The 15,034-nt window shown below is 68.0% G+C and carries 12 protein-coding genes; 9 read left to right on the top strand and 3 right to left on the bottom strand.

Annotation, left to right across the window (positions count from 1 at the left end):
• Nucleotides 1–4: 4 nt before the first annotated feature.
• Nucleotides 5–1,324, top strand: a complete 1,320-nt coding sequence (gene paaK, locus ABD768_RS23065; RefSeq protein WP_344843828.1) for a phenylacetate--CoA ligase PaaK — start codon at nucleotides 5–7, stop codon at nucleotides 1,322–1,324.
• A 769-nt stretch (nucleotides 1,325–2,093) separates the two neighbouring features.
• Here paaK and ABD768_RS23060 read toward each other — a convergent pair.
• The gene (locus ABD768_RS23060) at nucleotides 2,094–2,714 is read right to left on the bottom strand and encodes a TetR/AcrR family transcriptional regulator (protein ID WP_344843825.1); all 621 of its coding nucleotides are present in this window, start codon (nucleotides 2,712–2,714) and stop codon (nucleotides 2,094–2,096) included.
• Between the two features lie 181 nt (nucleotides 2,715–2,895).
• On the opposite strand from ABD768_RS23060, the gene ABD768_RS23055 reads away from it, so the two are divergent.
• The 7 genes from ABD768_RS23055 to ABD768_RS23025 all read left to right on the top strand — a co-directional run bounded on the left by ABD768_RS23055 (nucleotide 2,896) and on the right by ABD768_RS23025 (nucleotide 8,466).
• Nucleotides 2,896–3,699: an SDR family NAD(P)-dependent oxidoreductase gene (locus tag ABD768_RS23055; RefSeq protein ID WP_343981801.1), complete on the top strand. Its 804-nt coding sequence runs from the start codon at nucleotides 2,896–2,898 to the stop codon at nucleotides 3,697–3,699.
• A 2-nt stretch (nucleotides 3,700–3,701) separates the two neighbouring features.
• The gene (locus ABD768_RS23050; RefSeq protein WP_343981804.1) at nucleotides 3,702–4,817 is read left to right on the top strand and encodes a DUF5938 domain-containing protein; all 1,116 of its coding nucleotides are present in this window, start codon (nucleotides 3,702–3,704) and stop codon (nucleotides 4,815–4,817) included.
• Between the two features lie 68 nt (nucleotides 4,818–4,885).
• Complete coding sequence (locus ABD768_RS23045; RefSeq protein WP_343981807.1) at nucleotides 4,886–6,421, top strand: acyl-CoA synthetase; 1,536 nt, start codon at nucleotides 4,886–4,888, stop codon at nucleotides 6,419–6,421.
• A gap of 99 nt (nucleotides 6,422–6,520) precedes the next feature.
• Nucleotides 6,521–7,048 carry a DinB family protein gene (locus tag ABD768_RS23040; RefSeq protein WP_343981810.1) on the top strand — a complete coding sequence of 176 codons (528 nt, stop codon included), beginning with the start codon at nucleotides 6,521–6,523 and terminating at the stop codon, nucleotides 7,046–7,048.
• Nucleotides 7,045–7,548 (top strand): DinB family protein, encoded by a 504-nt coding sequence (locus ABD768_RS23035; RefSeq protein ID WP_344843821.1) that lies wholly within the window; start codon nucleotides 7,045–7,047, stop codon nucleotides 7,546–7,548. Before ABD768_RS23040 ends, ABD768_RS23035 begins: the two co-directional genes overlap by 4 nt.
• A 64-nt stretch (nucleotides 7,549–7,612) precedes the next feature.
• Complete coding sequence (locus ABD768_RS23030; protein WP_344843819.1) at nucleotides 7,613–8,035, top strand: SRPBCC family protein; 423 nt, start codon at nucleotides 7,613–7,615, stop codon at nucleotides 8,033–8,035.
• Entirely contained in the window at nucleotides 8,032–8,466 is a 435-nt protein-coding gene (locus ABD768_RS23025; RefSeq protein ID WP_344843816.1) for a MarR family winged helix-turn-helix transcriptional regulator, read from the top strand. Before ABD768_RS23030 ends, ABD768_RS23025 begins: the two co-directional genes overlap by 4 nt.
• 1,134 nt (nucleotides 8,467–9,600) lie before the next feature.
• On the opposite strand, the gene ABD768_RS23020 is transcribed toward ABD768_RS23025, so the two are convergent.
• Nucleotides 9,601–10,944 (bottom strand): serine hydrolase domain-containing protein, encoded by a 1,344-nt coding sequence (locus tag ABD768_RS23020; RefSeq protein ID WP_344843811.1) that lies wholly within the window; start codon nucleotides 10,942–10,944, stop codon nucleotides 9,601–9,603.
• Nucleotides 10,945–11,028: 84 nt separating this feature from the next.
• On the opposite strand from ABD768_RS23020, the gene ABD768_RS23015 reads away from it, so the two are divergent.
• Complete coding sequence (locus ABD768_RS23015; protein WP_344843808.1) at nucleotides 11,029–14,406, top strand: ATP-binding protein; 3,378 nt, start codon at nucleotides 11,029–11,031, stop codon at nucleotides 14,404–14,406.
• Here ABD768_RS23015 and ABD768_RS23010 read toward each other — a convergent pair.
• Nucleotides 14,389–15,015 carry a TetR/AcrR family transcriptional regulator gene (locus ABD768_RS23010; protein ID WP_344843805.1) on the bottom strand — a complete coding sequence of 209 codons (627 nt, stop codon included), beginning with the start codon at nucleotides 15,013–15,015 and terminating at the stop codon, nucleotides 14,389–14,391. The genes ABD768_RS23015 and ABD768_RS23010 overlap by 18 nt on opposite strands.
• Between the last annotated feature and the right edge of the window lie 19 nt (nucleotides 15,016–15,034).

The raw sequence follows: 15,034 nt of genomic DNA, 5'->3' as shown, positions 1-15,034 counted from the left end.
TCGAATGACTGAACGATTTCTCGGTGAAGCGCCCTCGGCGGACCTGCTCGACGACGGCGAGAAGCTCGGCGTCGACGAACTGCGGTCGCGGCAGCTGGCCGGCCTGCAGACCACCGTGCGCGCGGCGTACGAGAACGTCCCGCACTACCGGGCGGCGCTGGACGGCGTCGGCTTCAAACCCGACGACCTGCAGGACTTCTCCGATCTGGCCCGGCTGCCCTTCACCGGCAAGCAGGACCTGCGCGACAACTACCCGTTCGGCATGTTCGCGGTCCCGCGCGAAGAGGTGGTCCGCGTCCACGCTTCCTCCGGTACGACGGGCCGCCCGACCGTCGTCGGCTACACCCGCGACGACATCGACAACTGGGCCAACCTGATCGCCCGCTCGATCCGCGCGGCCGGTGGTCGCGCCGGCGACGTCTGCCATGTCGCCTACGGGTACGGCCTGTTCACCGGCGGTCTCGGCGCCCATTACGGCGCCGAACGGCTCGGCTGCACGGTCGTACCGGTCTCCGGCGGGATGACCGAGCGGCAGGTCGACCTGATCCGCGACTTCGGCGCCCGGATCATCATGGTGACGCCGTCGTACTTCCTCTCCATCATCGACGAGATGGTTGCCCGGGGCATGGATCCGCGGGAGACCTCGCTGCAGGTCGGCATCTTCGGCGCGGAGCCGTGGACCGAGCAGATGCGCACAGAGGTGGAGAGCAAGACGGGAATGCACGCCGTCGACATCTACGGGCTGTCGGAGGTGATGGGCCCGGGCGTCGCGCAGGAGTGTGTCGAGACCAAGGACGGCCTGCACATCTGGGAGGACCACTTCTACCCCGAGATCATCGACCCGGTCACCGGCGAGACGCTGCCCGACGGCGAGGTCGGCGAGCTGGTCTTCACCACCCTCACCAAACAGGCTTTTCCGGTACTCCGGTATCGCACCCGCGACCTGACCCGGCTACTGCCCGGCACGGCCCGCCCCGGGATGCGCCGGATGGAGAAGATCACCGGCCGCACCGACGACATGATGATCGTCCGCGGCGTCAACGTCTTCCCCACCCAGATCGAGGAACAACTCCTGCTGGTCGACGGCCTGACCCCGCACTACCTCTGCATCCTCACCCGCCCCAACCGCCTCGACGAACTCACCGTCCAGGTCGAGGCGGCACCGGACCTGCCGACCTCCTCTTACGCCACAGCCGCCTCAGCCCTGTCGCGCCGGGTGAAAGACCGAGTCGGCGTCACCGCAACCGTCCAGGTCCTCCCACCCCACGCCCTCGAACGCTCACTGGGCAAGGCCAAGCGGATCAGCGACCAGCGGAACCGGTAGGGGATCAGACCTCAGGAACTGTGGATCGCGTCGCCGGGCCCCCACCATCCGCTTTACCCACGCAAGGTGCTGTGGACCGCGTCGCCGGGCTGCTTGACGCCAGCGGTACCAAACCCGCCAGCGAAACACCGTTCCTTCGGCGACTACCCCCACTACAGGTCGCCAGCGGCCAGACAACCTGTCAGCCGACCCCGGAATGGGCCACTTCGGCGGGATTTGGGTGGTTCGTCGCGGCGCGACAGCACTGTCCCAACCAAGACACCTGTCCTACCGAGCCAGCTGGGGTCCGGGAGGATTCTGTCGGAGACCAGGGAGGAAGTTGCCCCGATTTTGGGGCAAAACCCTCCCGAGATTCCTTATCTCAAAGGGATCCTCGTCGCCAGCTACCCGCCCCGGACCGCCGTGCACGCACAACTCCGGGAAACCATCCCGACACGCCGGGGTAACCGCTTGCCCATGGAGTTGTGCATGCGCGCACGACCATCCATTGCCCTCAGCAACTAGGTCCGGTAAGCCTCCCCAGCCGTCGCCCGCGAACCGGCTGACCTTGCGATCCTCACCCCTCGACACGACCCGCCTTGCCAAACGTCACCCCGCGACTCGACCCACCTCGAAGGTGACCCATTCGGCTCATACCCCTCCGCGAGATCCGCGTAGCTGCGAACCACGGCCCCTTACCGGAGCACACCGCAACCAACACCAACCTTGCGTGACCAACTGTCGAGCCCTGGTAGCCAACAGCCAGTTCCGCACCGGCAAGTGCGCATCCTCAGGGGATCAGCAGTTTGGGGAGGGTTTTGTCGACGCCGTCTTTGAGGGTGTCGAGGGCCTTGGGGTCGCCGGAGAGGTGGCGGAGCAGGGCTTGCTGGAAGAGGCCGTCGAACTGGGCGTAGGCGGTGGCCGGTGAGACCGTGATCGGCTTGCCGCTCAGATCGGCGTACGTGCTGACGATCCGCCAGATCATCAGCTCGAGCGTCTGGTCGATCTCCAGCACGTCCTCGCGGAACGACTCCTCGAACAAGGCCTGGTTGCGCAGGTCGTACCAGAGCCTGTGCATCGTCCCGTCTTCGTCACAGGTGGTAGCCAAAGCCTGGGCGAAGTCGACCCGGAGCTGGTCGGCCGTCTGCGCGGTGGCGACGATCTGGTCGTACCGGGTGACGCACTCGGCCTTGTAGAGCTTCACGCAGAACATGATCAGCTCGACCTTGTCGCGGAAGTAGTAGTGCAGGACGCCGTGCGAGAAGTCGGAGTTCTGGGCGATCTCCCGCAGGCTGGTGCGGGCGTAACCGAGCTCGGACAGGGTACGCAGCGCCGAGGTGGCGAGCTGGGCGCGGCGCTCAGCGAACTTGTCCACCTGGCGGCGCGAGATCCGGTCCGACACGTCGGTCACGGTCAGCCTCCCGAGGTTCGTTCCAGCGAGTTTAACCCGGAGTTCAGATTTTTTGGACAGTTGCCCAAGAAAGTCTTGACGACTGTCCAGAACTCCGTGACGCTGTGCTCATCGCCCGATCACCGCCTCACCGGTGGTCGGGCGGCCGAAGGGGTCCAGCAGCCGGCCGAAGGGGACAGTTATGAGCGGGTACGACCTGACCGGACGAAAAGCCTTGGTGACCGGGGGTGCGCGCGGGCTCGGGGCCGGAATGGCTGAAGCTCTCGCAGCGGCCGGCGCCTCGGTGGTGATCGCGGACATCGCGGAGGATCTCGGCAAGGCGACGGCCGATTCGCTGAACGACAGCGGCGCGACGGCGGCCTTCGTGCCGCTCGACGTCACCGACGACGCGAACTGGGAGGCGGCGATCAGCGCCACCATCACCGAGCTCGGCGGCCTGGACATCCTGGTGAACAACGCCGGCGTCGAACTGTCCGGCCTGGTGATCGACCTCGACCCGGCCGACGTCCGCAAGATGCTGGAGATCAACGTCCTCGGCACGGCGCTGGGGCTGAAGCACGCATTCCGCGCGATGCGGCCGGAGGGACCCGCCGGGACTGGTGGCTCGGTGGTCAACATCTCCAGCGTCGCGGCGACCATCCCGTTCCCCGGCATCTCCGGGTACTCCGCGACGAAGTCCGCGGTCGACCGGCTGACCCGGGTGGCGGCGATGGAGTCCGGCAAGCTCGGGTACGGCGTACGGGTGAACTGTGTGTACCCCGGCCTGGTACCGACCGAGATGGGCATGAAGCTCGCGGCCGACATGGTCACGCTCGGGCTCTGGCCGTCGGCCGAAGCTGCAGTCGGGGACGTCATCGGACTGACCCCGCTGGGCCGGCTCGGCGAGGTCGGCGACATGGCCGACGCGGTCGTCTTCCTGGCCTCGGACGCGGCGAAGTTCATCACCGGCGCGGGCCTGCCGGTCGACGGCGGAATGGGGATGTGACGATGAGCAAACCCGTCGTCGTCTACGGCGCCTCCGGCTACACCGGGCGGCTCGTCTGCGAGTACCTGCGCGAGTTCAACGTCCCGTTCATCGCGGCCGGCCGGGACAAGAAGCGCGTGCAGGAAGTGCTCGACAAGGTTCCCGGCATCGACACCGTCGACCACGAGGTGGTCGAGGTCGAGCACGAGGTGAGTGCGCTGACCGACCTGTTCCGCGGAGCGAAAGTGGTCAGCAACATGGTCGGCCCGTTCGTCAAGTACGGGCCGGAGGTCGTCGAGGCGAGCCTGGCGGCCGGCTGCCACTACCTGGACACCACTGGTGAACAGGACTGGCTGCTGGACGCGCAGAACGGGTGGGGTGACAAGTTCACCGCCGAAGGACTGTTGCTTGCTCCGGGAGTCGCTCAGATGTACACGACCGGCGAGATCGCCGCGAACATCTGTCTGGAGACCCCTGGCCTCGACACCCTCGACATCCTGGTGCTGTGGAAGGGATTCCCGACCTACGCGTCGACCCAGACCATCTTCACCATCCTCAAGGCCGACTGGCACTACCTCGAGCAGAACGAGTTGGTGAAGTGGGACCCGCTGACCACGACCGAGGTCAATGTCCCGGGCCAGCACGCGACCGCACTCGCCCTGCCCTGGGGCGGCACGAGTCACCCGGTCTGGTTCAAGAACGATCCCCGCGTGGCCAACGTGAAGGTGGCCGGTGGCGTCTTCGACCGGACCGTGATGCAGGGCGTGGTCGAGGCGGTGAAGATGGTCGAGTCGCAGATCAAGACGCTGCCGGCCGAGCAACAGGACGCCGCGCTCGCCGAGGTCGCCGCGTCGGTACAGGCCAGCATGCCGCCGCGCGAGAACCCGCGGATCAACACGTCGCTCGACTCGGTCCACGCGTCCGGTCCGCTCGGGCGCGCGCACTGCGTCATCTACGGCAACAGCAACTACAAGCAGACGGGCGTGCTGCAGGCGTACGCCGCCTATTCGCTCCTCCAGCAGCCACCTAAGCGTGCCGGGCTCGCCTCAGCCTGTCAGGCCTTCGGGCACCGCGAGCTTCTCGGCGTACTGCGGAGCTTCGGGCTGGTTCTCGAACCTGTAGTGACCGTCCACCACTGAGACCGGGTGCGGGGGTGCCCGACTCACCCCCCAAGGGTCCCCCCGCACCTGTACCAACTGGAGTTCGCGTGAGGCTGTACGACTATCTGGACAAGGGCGCATCGCTCGGAGCCGATGCCCCCTGCCTGACGATGGCCGGTACTTCGCTCAGCTACGCCGAGGTGCAGCAACTGTCCTGGCAGGTCGGCCGTGCCCTGCACCGCTCGACCGTGCTGCCCGGCGACAAGGTGGCGATCCTGTCGGCGAACAACCCGATCTCGTTCGCCTGCGTCTTCGGTATCGCCCGGGCCGGCGCGATCTGGTGCCCGGTCAATCCGCGCAACGAGGCCGCCGAGAACCGGGACCTGCTCGATGCCTTCGACTGCTCCGCGCTGATCTTCCAGCGTGCGTTCCTCCCGCTGGTGGAGAAGATGCTGCCCGGGCTGCCGAAGCTGACCACGGTCATCTGCCTCGACGACTCGTTGCCTGGGGCAATCAGCCTGGCCGAGTGGCTGGCCGGCGTACCGGCCGATCCGTGGTCTTTGGAGCCGTTGGACGAGACGGCCCTGCTGGTCGGTACCGGCGGTACGACCGGGCGGCCGAAGGGGGTGATGCTGACCGAGCGCAACCTCGAGACGATGTCGGCGATCACGCTGATGAGCTATCCCTTCGACGGCCGGCCGGTCTATCTGGCGCTGGCGCCGCTGACGCACGCGGCAGGAGTACTCTGCTTCCCAGTACTGACGCTCGGCGGCGAGATCGTGATCATGCCGTCGCCCGACCTGGACGAGTTCCTGGCGTTGATCGAGCGGCATCGGGTCACCCACACCTTCCTGCCGCCGACCGTGATCTACATGGTGCTGGCGCATCCTTCCTTGTCCACCACGGATCTCGGCTCACTGCAGTGCTTCTGGTACGGCGCCGCGCCGATGTCGGCGGCCCGGCTGGAGGAGGCGCTGACGCGGATCGGGCCGGTGATGGCGCAGCTGTTCGGTCAGAGCGAGGCGCCGATGATGATCTCCACGATGGCGCCGGCCGACCACTTCCGTCCCGACGGCTCGTTCGCGGTCGAACGGTTCACCTCGGCGGGGCGGCCCTCGCCGCTGACGCAGGTGGCGATCATGGCCGACGACGGGCGGCTGCTGGGGACCGGGGAGCGCGGCGAGATCGTCGTCCGGGGCTCGCTGGTGATGGCTGGGTACTACCGCGACTCGGTTGCGACTGCGGCCGCGTCGCAGTACGGGTGGCACCACACGGGTGACATCGGGTTCCTCGACGAAGACAACTACCTCTACATAGTGGATCGGGCGAAAGACATGATCATCACGGGCGGATTCAACGTGTACTCGGCGGAGGTCGAGCAGGCGCTGATGACGTACCCGGCGATTCGCGACTGCGCGGTCGTCGGACTACCGGACGAGAAGTGGGGCGAGCGGGTGACCGCGGTCCTGCAGTTGCACCCCGGGCTGACGGTGACCGAGTCGGAGGTCCGCAACTACGTGAAGAGCCGGCTCGGCAGCGTCAAGGCGCCGAAACAGGTGGTGGTCTGGCCCGATCTGCCGCGCTCGAAGGTCGGCAAAGTATTGAAGGGCGAGGTCAAGGCGAGGCTGCTAGGGTCGGAGTGAACCGAGAGGAGGTGAGCGCGATGTCCACGACTATCGTGCTGCCTGCCTGTCGCGTCCGCGGCTGACAGGTGGCTTGTTCTCACCACCTCAGGAGCTGCAATGACCGTGGTATCCCGTCCGCCGCTGACCTCTGACGAGCGGACCCAACTGACCGGCTGGCTGGACCTGCAGAGGTCCTTCGTCCGGATGAAATGCGAAGGCCTGACCGAGGCCGACGCGCATCGTTCCGTGCTCAGCACGTCGCCGTTGATGACGATGGCCGGGCTGGTGGCGCACCTGCGCTGGAACGAGTACTCCTGGTTCCAGCTGAGCCTGGTCGGCGTACCGGACACCGGGCAGACGCCCTGGACCAAGGACGGTCACCCGGACGCCGAGATGTTCGTCGACGACGTGCCGCTGGCTCAACTGCTCGACGAGTACGACGAGGAGTGCGCGCGCTCGAACGCGACCATCGCCGATCTCTCGCTCGACGCGCTCGAGCAGGGCACCGGCGACGACGACCCGGCCTCGCTGCGCTACATCCTCTGCCACATGATCGAGGAGACGGCCCGCCATGTCGGCCACCTGGACATCATCCGCGAACTCATCGACGGCGCAACCCGCTACGACTGGCGAACCCCCGCGTGAGGGCACTGCACACAGCCGATGAGCGAACCAGCCTCATCGGTTGGCTCGACCTGCAACGCTCGCTCGTCCGGCCGAAGTGCGAAGGCCTGAGCGAGGCCGACGCCCATCGCCAGCTCCTCCCGACCTCGCCGCTCACCACCGTGGCCGGCCTGGTCTCCCACCTCCGCTGGGTCGAGTACTCCTGGTTCACCGAGAACCTCCTCGGCACCCCCGACACCGGCCAGACCCCCTTCACCGAAGGCGGCCACCCCGACGCCGAAATGTTCGTCGACCACCGCACCCTCGCGGACCTCCTCGACGAGTACGACGCCGAATGCGCCCGCTCGAACGAGATCCTCACCGGCTTCACCCTCGACGACGTGGAGACGCTGCCGCCTCCCCGCCCGTCAGGACAGCCGGCCTCGACCCGCTACATCCTCAACCACATGCTCGAAGAAACCGCCCGCCACCTAGGCCACCTGGACATCCTCCGAGAACTCCTCGACGGCCGTCGCGGCTGACCTCTTGCCGATTTAGTCTGTGCAGAGATAATCTCTGTACAGACTAAATCCGAGGGAGCTCACCATGTGGGAACACGAACACACCGCCGACACCGCCGTACCGCGCGCCCAACTCTGGAAGGCCCTGTCCGACATCGACAGCTGGACCGTCTGGGACACCTCGATGGAAGCCATCGAACTGGACGGCCCCTTCACCGTAGGCAGCCGGGTCCTGATGACACCGGCCGGCCAGGACCCGATCGAATCCACGATCACCGAGATCACCGAAGGCGAGCGCTACGCGGACGAAACCACCTTCAACGGCGCCACCCTCCGCTTCACCCACACCCTCTCCACCCCCACCGAGGGGGTGACCCGAGTCGTCCACCGCCTGGAAATCACCGGCCCCGACGCGGACCAGCTAGGCCCCGAACTGGGCCCGATGATCACCGAAGACTTCCCCGAAGCAATGGCCGGCCTGATCGCCCACGCCTCCACCCTCACATGACCCGCTACCCCGGCGGCCCCGCCGAAAGCCCCGGCTTCCTCCTCTGGCACGTAACCCACACCTGGCAACGCGCAGTCACAGCCGCCCTGGCCCCACTAGACCTGACCCACGTCCAATTCGTCCTCCTGGCCTGCACCTGGTGGCTCACCAACGAGGGCCACACCCCCAACCAACAAGACCTGGCTCGGCAGGCCGGCACCGACATCAAAATGACCTCCCAAGTCCTGAAAACCCTGGAAAACAAGGGACTCCTGACCCGAGAGATCTCCCCCACCGACGCCCGCGCCAAGACGCTCGCCCCGACGCCCGCCGGCATCGAGCTCGCCCAAAGAGCCATCACCGCGGTAGAAGCCGTCGACGAAACCTTCTTCGCCCCCGTCTCCACCCCAGCCCTGGTGAAGACCCTCACCAAGTTGACGGCAACCGGGTGAGGCTGGAGTGGACGGGTGGTTGCTGTCGGCAAGTGACTGTGGATCGCGTCGCCGGGCTGCTTGAGTGTCCTACCACCAAGGCCAGGCGGACCCGCATTGAGGCCCGGGACGAGCACAACTGGCCCCGTGGGGTGGTCCACCACGGGCTGGCACCCGTCGACCCGGCCGAGCGCGCTGGGTGGGGGTGGCCAGTGGCAGGTTTTGGAGCCACTGGCGTGAAGCATCACGCCAGCCGTACAAAACCTGCTAGCGAACGCCGTTTCTTCGGCCACTGACGGTCTACAGGTCGCCAGCGGGCGAACAACCCGCCAGCCAGCCCCCAATCGGCCCCGGACGAGCCCAGATCAACCCGGATCAGCCCGTTCGCGCCGGGTTCGTCGCCGCGCGACAACACCAACTCCACCAGCACGCCTGTCGCCCCGCAACCGACAGCACCACCCGGACAGCCACGCACGCACAACCCCAGCGAACCACCCCGACACGCCGGGGGTAAGCGATTCCCCACCGACTTAGGTATGCACCGACACTCGCTCGTTGCCCTCAGCAACCAATCCGGGGAGCCGGTCTCCGCGCTCAACGTCTCAATGGACTCCATCTCGGGGGTTGACCCCTGAGATGGTGGGTTGCCTCGCCAGAATCTGAGGAGGCAACCCACCATCTGCGGGGTTAACCCCCGCAACGAACCGGCCAGCCCGGCCGACAGCACCCCGCAACACGACCCGCCTTGCCCAACGTCACCCGCAACACGACCCGCTTGCCCAACGTCACCCGCAACACGACCCGCCTTGCCCAACGTCACCCGCGACACGACCCGCCATGCCGAACGTCATCCCGGGGGCACGACCCGCCTTGCCGAACGTCGTCCCGGGGGCACGACCGACCTTGGCCGAAGCGCCCCTCTGGCTCAGACTCCTGCGCGGGATCCCGTTAGCTGCGTCTTTCCCTGGTCGAGACGGTGCGGGTCAAGAGTCGAACTTGTTCGATCCCGAAGGGACGCGCAGCGCTCTTGACGCGCGCTGAATCGACTAGGCCACTCACGCGGCGGGAGCCCGCCCACCACAGTCCCTGGTGCTGAGCAACCACGCAACACAGCCCCTGGTGCCCAGCAACCGCAACCACGCCAGCCGACGAACCTCAGACCTGCTCTCCGAAGGCGATGGGCTGGCGGGTGCACAGGTAGGTGGCCCAGTGGAGGGTGGTGGGAGTGCCGTTGTCGTCTCGGGTGATGCGGAGAAGTTCGCCTGCTTCTCGACCAGAGACGGTGCGGTAGACGTCTTCGGAGAGCTTCTCGAAGATGGCCGGCGGCTTCCAGTCGGGGGCGCCCTGGGCAACTGCTTGCAGGGTGCCTCCGACGACCGAGAAGACGAAGGGGCTTCCTTCGGAGTACCAGGTGCCGAGGACGGTGGTGAGGTCTTCGGGGATGGTGGTGCCGGGGGTCCAGGGGGTGGGCTTCGCGGGGTCGGTTTCCAGGACCTTGAGCGCTAGGTCGGTGGCCAGGGCAGCGGGGTCGGGGGCCGAGGTGGTGTTCATCAGGGCGATGCCGGCGGTGCCGGACGGGCGGTGGACGAAGGTGCCGGTGATGTGGCCGGGCATGCCGCCGGTGTGGCCGACGGTGACGCGGTTGCCGAGGCGGAGGAGCATGAAGCCGAGGCCGAAGCCGAGCACCCAGCGCTCGTCGACCATGATCTGCGGCTGGCACATCTCCTCGACGGTGTCCGCGGACAGCACCGAGTCCACCGGGTCGGCGATGAACGACGCCCACTTCGCCAGGTCCGCGGCGGTACTCGCGAGACCGCCGCACGCATTCATCGCGCCGATGTCGAGCACCGGCTCCTTCACCGGTACGTCGCTCCACGGCGGCACGTAGTACCCCTGAGCCGCCGGGCCGCCGTCGAACCCGACCGTCGTCCGGCTCATCTCCAGCGGCTGCAGGATGCGCGCCTTGACCGAGTCGTACCAGCTGCGTCCCTCGAGCCGCTCGATCACCTCACCGAGCAGCGAGTAGACCAGGTTCGAGTAGTGGAACCGGTGGTGCGGCTTGCCGATCCGCTCGGATTCGTTCCAGCCGGTCAGCAGCTCGTCGCGGTTCGGGAACGCCATCGTGTCCCAGACGTCGCCGACGGGTTCGCGCTGCATACCGCTGGAGTGGCTGAGCATCTGCCGCACCGTGATACCGCCGTGCTTGGTTTCGGGCAGCAGTTGGTCGAGCTGGTCGTCCAGGGTGAGCTTGCCCTCGTCGCGCAGCGCCATGATCGTCACCGCGGTGAAGGTCTTGCTGTGCGAGGCGATCAGGTACTGCGTATCGGCGGTCGGCGCGGCCCCCGGCCGGTCCAGGTCGGCCGAGCCGACCCCTTCGGACCAGGCCAGCCCGCCATCACGGGCGACGGCCCCGACGAGCCCGGGCACCCGCCCCTTGGCCTGGCGTTCGGCGACGATCCGGCTGAGCGCGGACTGGGTCTGAGCGGAGATCTCGGTCACCAGCCGACATTAAGCCATCGAGGGGCTCTTTCGGATGTGACAAAAGACAGGGGTCTGAACGGGCACGTGTGGGAGGCTGGTGGGGTGCGCATAGCGGTGCTCGGTCCTCTCGCCATGTGGGCGGCCGACGGATCTCCGCTGGACGTCCGCGGAGTCCGCCTGCGCGGCCTGCTGGCCAGGCTCGCGCTGAGCGCGGGACGCCCGGTCGGCATCGACACCTTGGTCGACGGCCTGTGGGGCACCGAGGCGCCCAGCGCGAACGCCCTGCAGTCGCTGGTCTCGCGACTGCGTGCCGGCCTGCCCGCAACCGAGTCGAGCATCTCGGTCCAGTCCGGCCCGGCCGGCTACACCCTGACCATCTCGCCGGAGTCCGTCGACGCACTGCACTTCGAGGAGCTGGTACGCCGGGGCCGCGAGCTACTCACCACGGATCCCAGCCAGGCCAAGGCCCTGCTCACCCAAGCCGAGCGGCTCTGGCGTGGTGACGCCCTGGCAGATTTCCGTGACCTACCGTTCGCGGCGATCGAGGCCGACCGTCTCGAAGAGCTGAAGCTGGGCGCCTCCGAGGACCTCGCCGAGGCCGCCATCGCCAGCGGCAACGCCCGTGAGGTCACTGCCGAGCTCGAGCGACTCACCGCCACCCACCCACTCCGCGAACGCGTCCACGAGCTCCTGATCAGAGCCCTGTACGCCGATGGCCGCCAAGCCGAAGCACTAGCCGCGTACGAGCGAGTCCGCTCAACCCTGGCCGACGAACTCGGCGCAGACCCGGGCGCTCGACTCCGCGAGCTCCACGTGTCGGTACTCCGCGGAGACGCGATCGACCCGGTCGCCACGACTCCCGTAGTACCGGCTGCTCAGCCGTCGGCGCCGCGGAGCAACCTGCGAGCCCCGATGACCAGCTTCGTCGGCCGGGCCGGTGATGTGGCCGAGCTCGCTCGCCTGCTCAGCAACGGCACGCGACTCGTCACCATGGTCGGCCCTGGCGGCGCCGGCAAGACCCGGTTGGCCACCGAGACCGGGCGGTCGCTGGTCGAGCAGACCGGCGACGGCATCTGGTTTGTCGAGCTGGCCCCGCTCGCTGATGCTGCCGATGTAGCGCCAGCGATCCTCGGCACACTCGGTGCCAGCGAGTACGTCGACAGCATGCAGATGGGCCTCGCGCCGAAGCATTTCCCGAGCAGCCGCGCGGCCACCCAGCGACTCGTCGAGGTGGTCGCCGACCGGCGCGTCCTGCTCGTCCTCGACAACTGCGAGCATCTCGTCCAGGAGGTCGCCGATCTGGTCGACTCCCTCCTTGCCGCCTGCCCCCGGCTTCGCGTGCTCACCACCAGCCGCGAGCCGCTGAGCATTCCCGGCGAACACCTTCATCCGGTCGGCCCCCTCGGGCTGCCGCCGATCGACAGTACCGACGACACGTACCCGTCGATCCAGCTGTTCGTGGACCGAGCCCGCGCGGTCCGCCCGGACTTCGCCGTCACCAGCACGAACCGGCAGGCGATCGCGGAGATCTGCCGCCGCCTCGACGGCATGCCACTGGCGATCGAACTGGCAGCAGCGAGACTGCGCGCGCTCACCCCGCTGCAGATCGTCGACCGGCTCAACGACCGATTCCGCTTGCTCACAAGCGGTTCCCGGACCGCGCTCCCTCGCCACCAGACACTGCGCGCGGTCGTGGAGTGGAGTTGGGACCTGCTCGACGCCGACGAGCAGGCAGTAGCGCGACGGCTGTCCCTCTTCTCCGGCGGCGCCACGCTCGAAGCCGCCGAACGCGTCTGCAGCGGCCCAGGCCTACCACCGGAAGCAGTCCTCGGAGTACTGGCGTCGTTGGTCGACAAGTCGCTAGTCGAAGCAGCTGCCGACGACAGGTCGGTTCGCTACCGGATGCTCGAGACGGTGAAGGCATACGGCACCGAGCAGCTCACCGCATCCGGCGAGTCCGCGCAGGTCCGCGAGGCACACACCGCGTACTTCAGCGAGCTACTCCGGCAAGCCCGGCCCAAGCTGCACACCGGCGAGCAACTGCAGTGGATCGCCCGCTTCGACGCCGACAACGAGAACCTGCTCGACGCACTCCGTACGGCGGTCGACGCCGGCGACGCGCAGACAGCACTCGACCTCGTCTCGGTGCTCGGTGAGTACTGGAACATGCGCGGCCGCCCGACCGAGGCCGTCACCTGGTTCGAGGCCGCGCTCGAACTCAAGGGTCCGACCCATCCGCTGATCCGCGCGACCACGCTGATGATGTACGCGCTCGGCACCCTCTCGAACGGCGAGGATCCGTCCGCCTCGTACGGCGGCGCGATCCGCGGCCTGGCCGAGGTGCGGCTACTGAGCCGCCGACACCGGGTGGTCGCGGAGTCGGGGATCGGCCGGTTCACCAACGCCGTCTGGGCGATGGTCCGCAGGGACAAGGCGACCTGCTTCCGCGAACTCGAAGAGGCCAGCCACAACGAGGATCCCTGGGTCCGGAACATGGCCGTGATGATGACCGCGATGTTCCGCGAGAACGAGGGCCAGGTCGAGGAGATGGCCGTCGACCTCGCCACCGCGCTGGACGGCTTCCGCGCCCTTGGCGACCGGTGGGGAACGTCCTTGGCGCTGCGCGGACTGTCGAGTCACCAGGCCGGCCGGGGCGACCACGCAGACGCGCTGGAGTCGCTCACCGAGGCACTGCGGCTGGTCGACGAGCTCGGTACCACCGAAGGCGTCGCGCAACTCCTGGCCCAGTGCGCGCAGAGCCGGGCCGAGCTGGGCGACCTCTACGGCGCGCGGGCCGACCTGACCCGGTCGCTGCAACTCGCCGAGGAGCACGGAAGCCGTGGCGGGCAAGCGATCGCGCTGATGGGGTTCAGCACGCTGGCCCGCCGCGAAGGCCAGTTGGACGACGCCAAGGACCTCGCGGATCGGGCGTACGCGATGCTCGATCTGGTGGCCGAACGGGTCGCGCCGCACGGTCAGGCGATGATCCTCGCTCAGCTCGGCCGGGTGGCTGTCGCCCGCGGCGAGTTGGACGTTGCGCGCGACTACAGCAGGCAGGCTGTCGGGCTCGCACTCAACACCGAGGACATGCCGCTGGCCTCCGGCATCGTCGAGGCGGCCGCCGACGTGGAGGTGCTGGCCGGGGAGTACGAGCTGGCTGCCCGGACGATCGGCATCGCCGTGAGTCTGCGCGGAATGCGGAGCATCCCCGACTCCGACGTACGCCTGACCGTCGAGCGGTTGCGCGCGGAGCTTGGCGACGAGCGCTACGAGACGGCGTACGAGGCAGGTGCCGCGCTGGGACGCGAGGACGCGTGCAGTGAGCTCCGCAAGCGACTCGACCTGCCGGAGACCACCGCCGGGCTGGCCGGGCTGCTCATCGGCCGAGCCGACGATCCGGCCCGCGCCAGCGGCTCGATCCGGACCGGCGCCGGACCGACGGGCTCGTTGCGGACGGGCGGATCAGCCGAGCATGAGTGAGACGGCCAGGTCGCGCAGCGCGGTCTGGACCTGCTTCTCCGGCGGGCGTGGCTCGGTCAGCATCCAGTCGTAGACGACCGTGTTGACCGCGCCGATGAAGCACAGGCCGAGGAAGCGGAAGTCCTTGCGGGTCAGCTCGTTGCGCGACACCGCGACCTCGCCGACGCCGACCACGCTGGAGATCAGCAACTCGCGGAAGGCGATCCGCTGCTCCTCCACCGCCGGACTCGCGCCGACCACCTCGACGAACGAGATCCGGGCCCGGCGCAGGTCGGCCATGATGGTTCGCAGATAGCCGTCGACAGCCGCCACGATCCGCTCCCGGACCGGCGCGTCGGCGGTCGCCGCGAGCGCCTCACCGGTACTGCGGACCGCCAGCTCGATCACCTGGGCATGCACCGCGAGCAGCACGGCTTCCTTGTTCTGGAACTCGTGGTAGAAGTGCCGGGTCGACACTTTCGCCTGCGCACACAGCCGTTCCACCGAGGTCGCGGGGTAGCCGTCGGTCCCGAACAGCTCCAGCGCGGCGTCCAGCAGACGTTCCCGTCGCGCCGCCTTCCACTCCTCGACGGAGCGACCGGAGTAGCGGCGTTCGGAGGGTTCGCTCATTGCACCTCTTGTCGATACC

Source organism: Kribbella ginsengisoli (assembly GCF_039537185.1).
Taxonomy (GTDB): domain Bacteria; phylum Actinomycetota; class Actinomycetes; order Propionibacteriales; family Kribbellaceae; genus Kribbella; species Kribbella koreensis.
The sequence above is the reverse complement of the archived record's forward strand: the minus strand, read 5'-3'. Positions and strand labels throughout refer to the sequence as shown.

What these genes read in the sequence shown, in the direction of transcription:
- ABD768_RS23010 (WP_344843805.1), bottom strand. Translation starts at nt 15,015, where the DNA reads ATGAGCGAACCCTCCGAACGCCGCTACTCCGGTCGCTCCGTCGAGGAG.
- paaK (WP_344843828.1), top strand. Translation starts at nt 5, where the DNA reads ATGACTGAACGATTTCTCGGTGAAGCGCCCTCGGCGGACCTGCTCGAC.
- ABD768_RS23040 (WP_343981810.1), top strand. Translation starts at nt 6,521, where the DNA reads ATGACCGTGGTATCCCGTCCGCCGCTGACCTCTGACGAGCGGACCCAA.
- ABD768_RS23055 (WP_343981801.1), top strand. Translation starts at nt 2,896, where the DNA reads ATGAGCGGGTACGACCTGACCGGACGAAAAGCCTTGGTGACCGGGGGT.
- ABD768_RS23050 (WP_343981804.1), top strand. Translation starts at nt 3,702, where the DNA reads ATGAGCAAACCCGTCGTCGTCTACGGCGCCTCCGGCTACACCGGGCGG.
- ABD768_RS23025 (WP_344843816.1), top strand. Translation starts at nt 8,032, where the DNA reads ATGACCCGCTACCCCGGCGGCCCCGCCGAAAGCCCCGGCTTCCTCCTC.
- ABD768_RS23030 (WP_344843819.1), top strand. Translation starts at nt 7,613, where the DNA reads ATGTGGGAACACGAACACACCGCCGACACCGCCGTACCGCGCGCCCAA.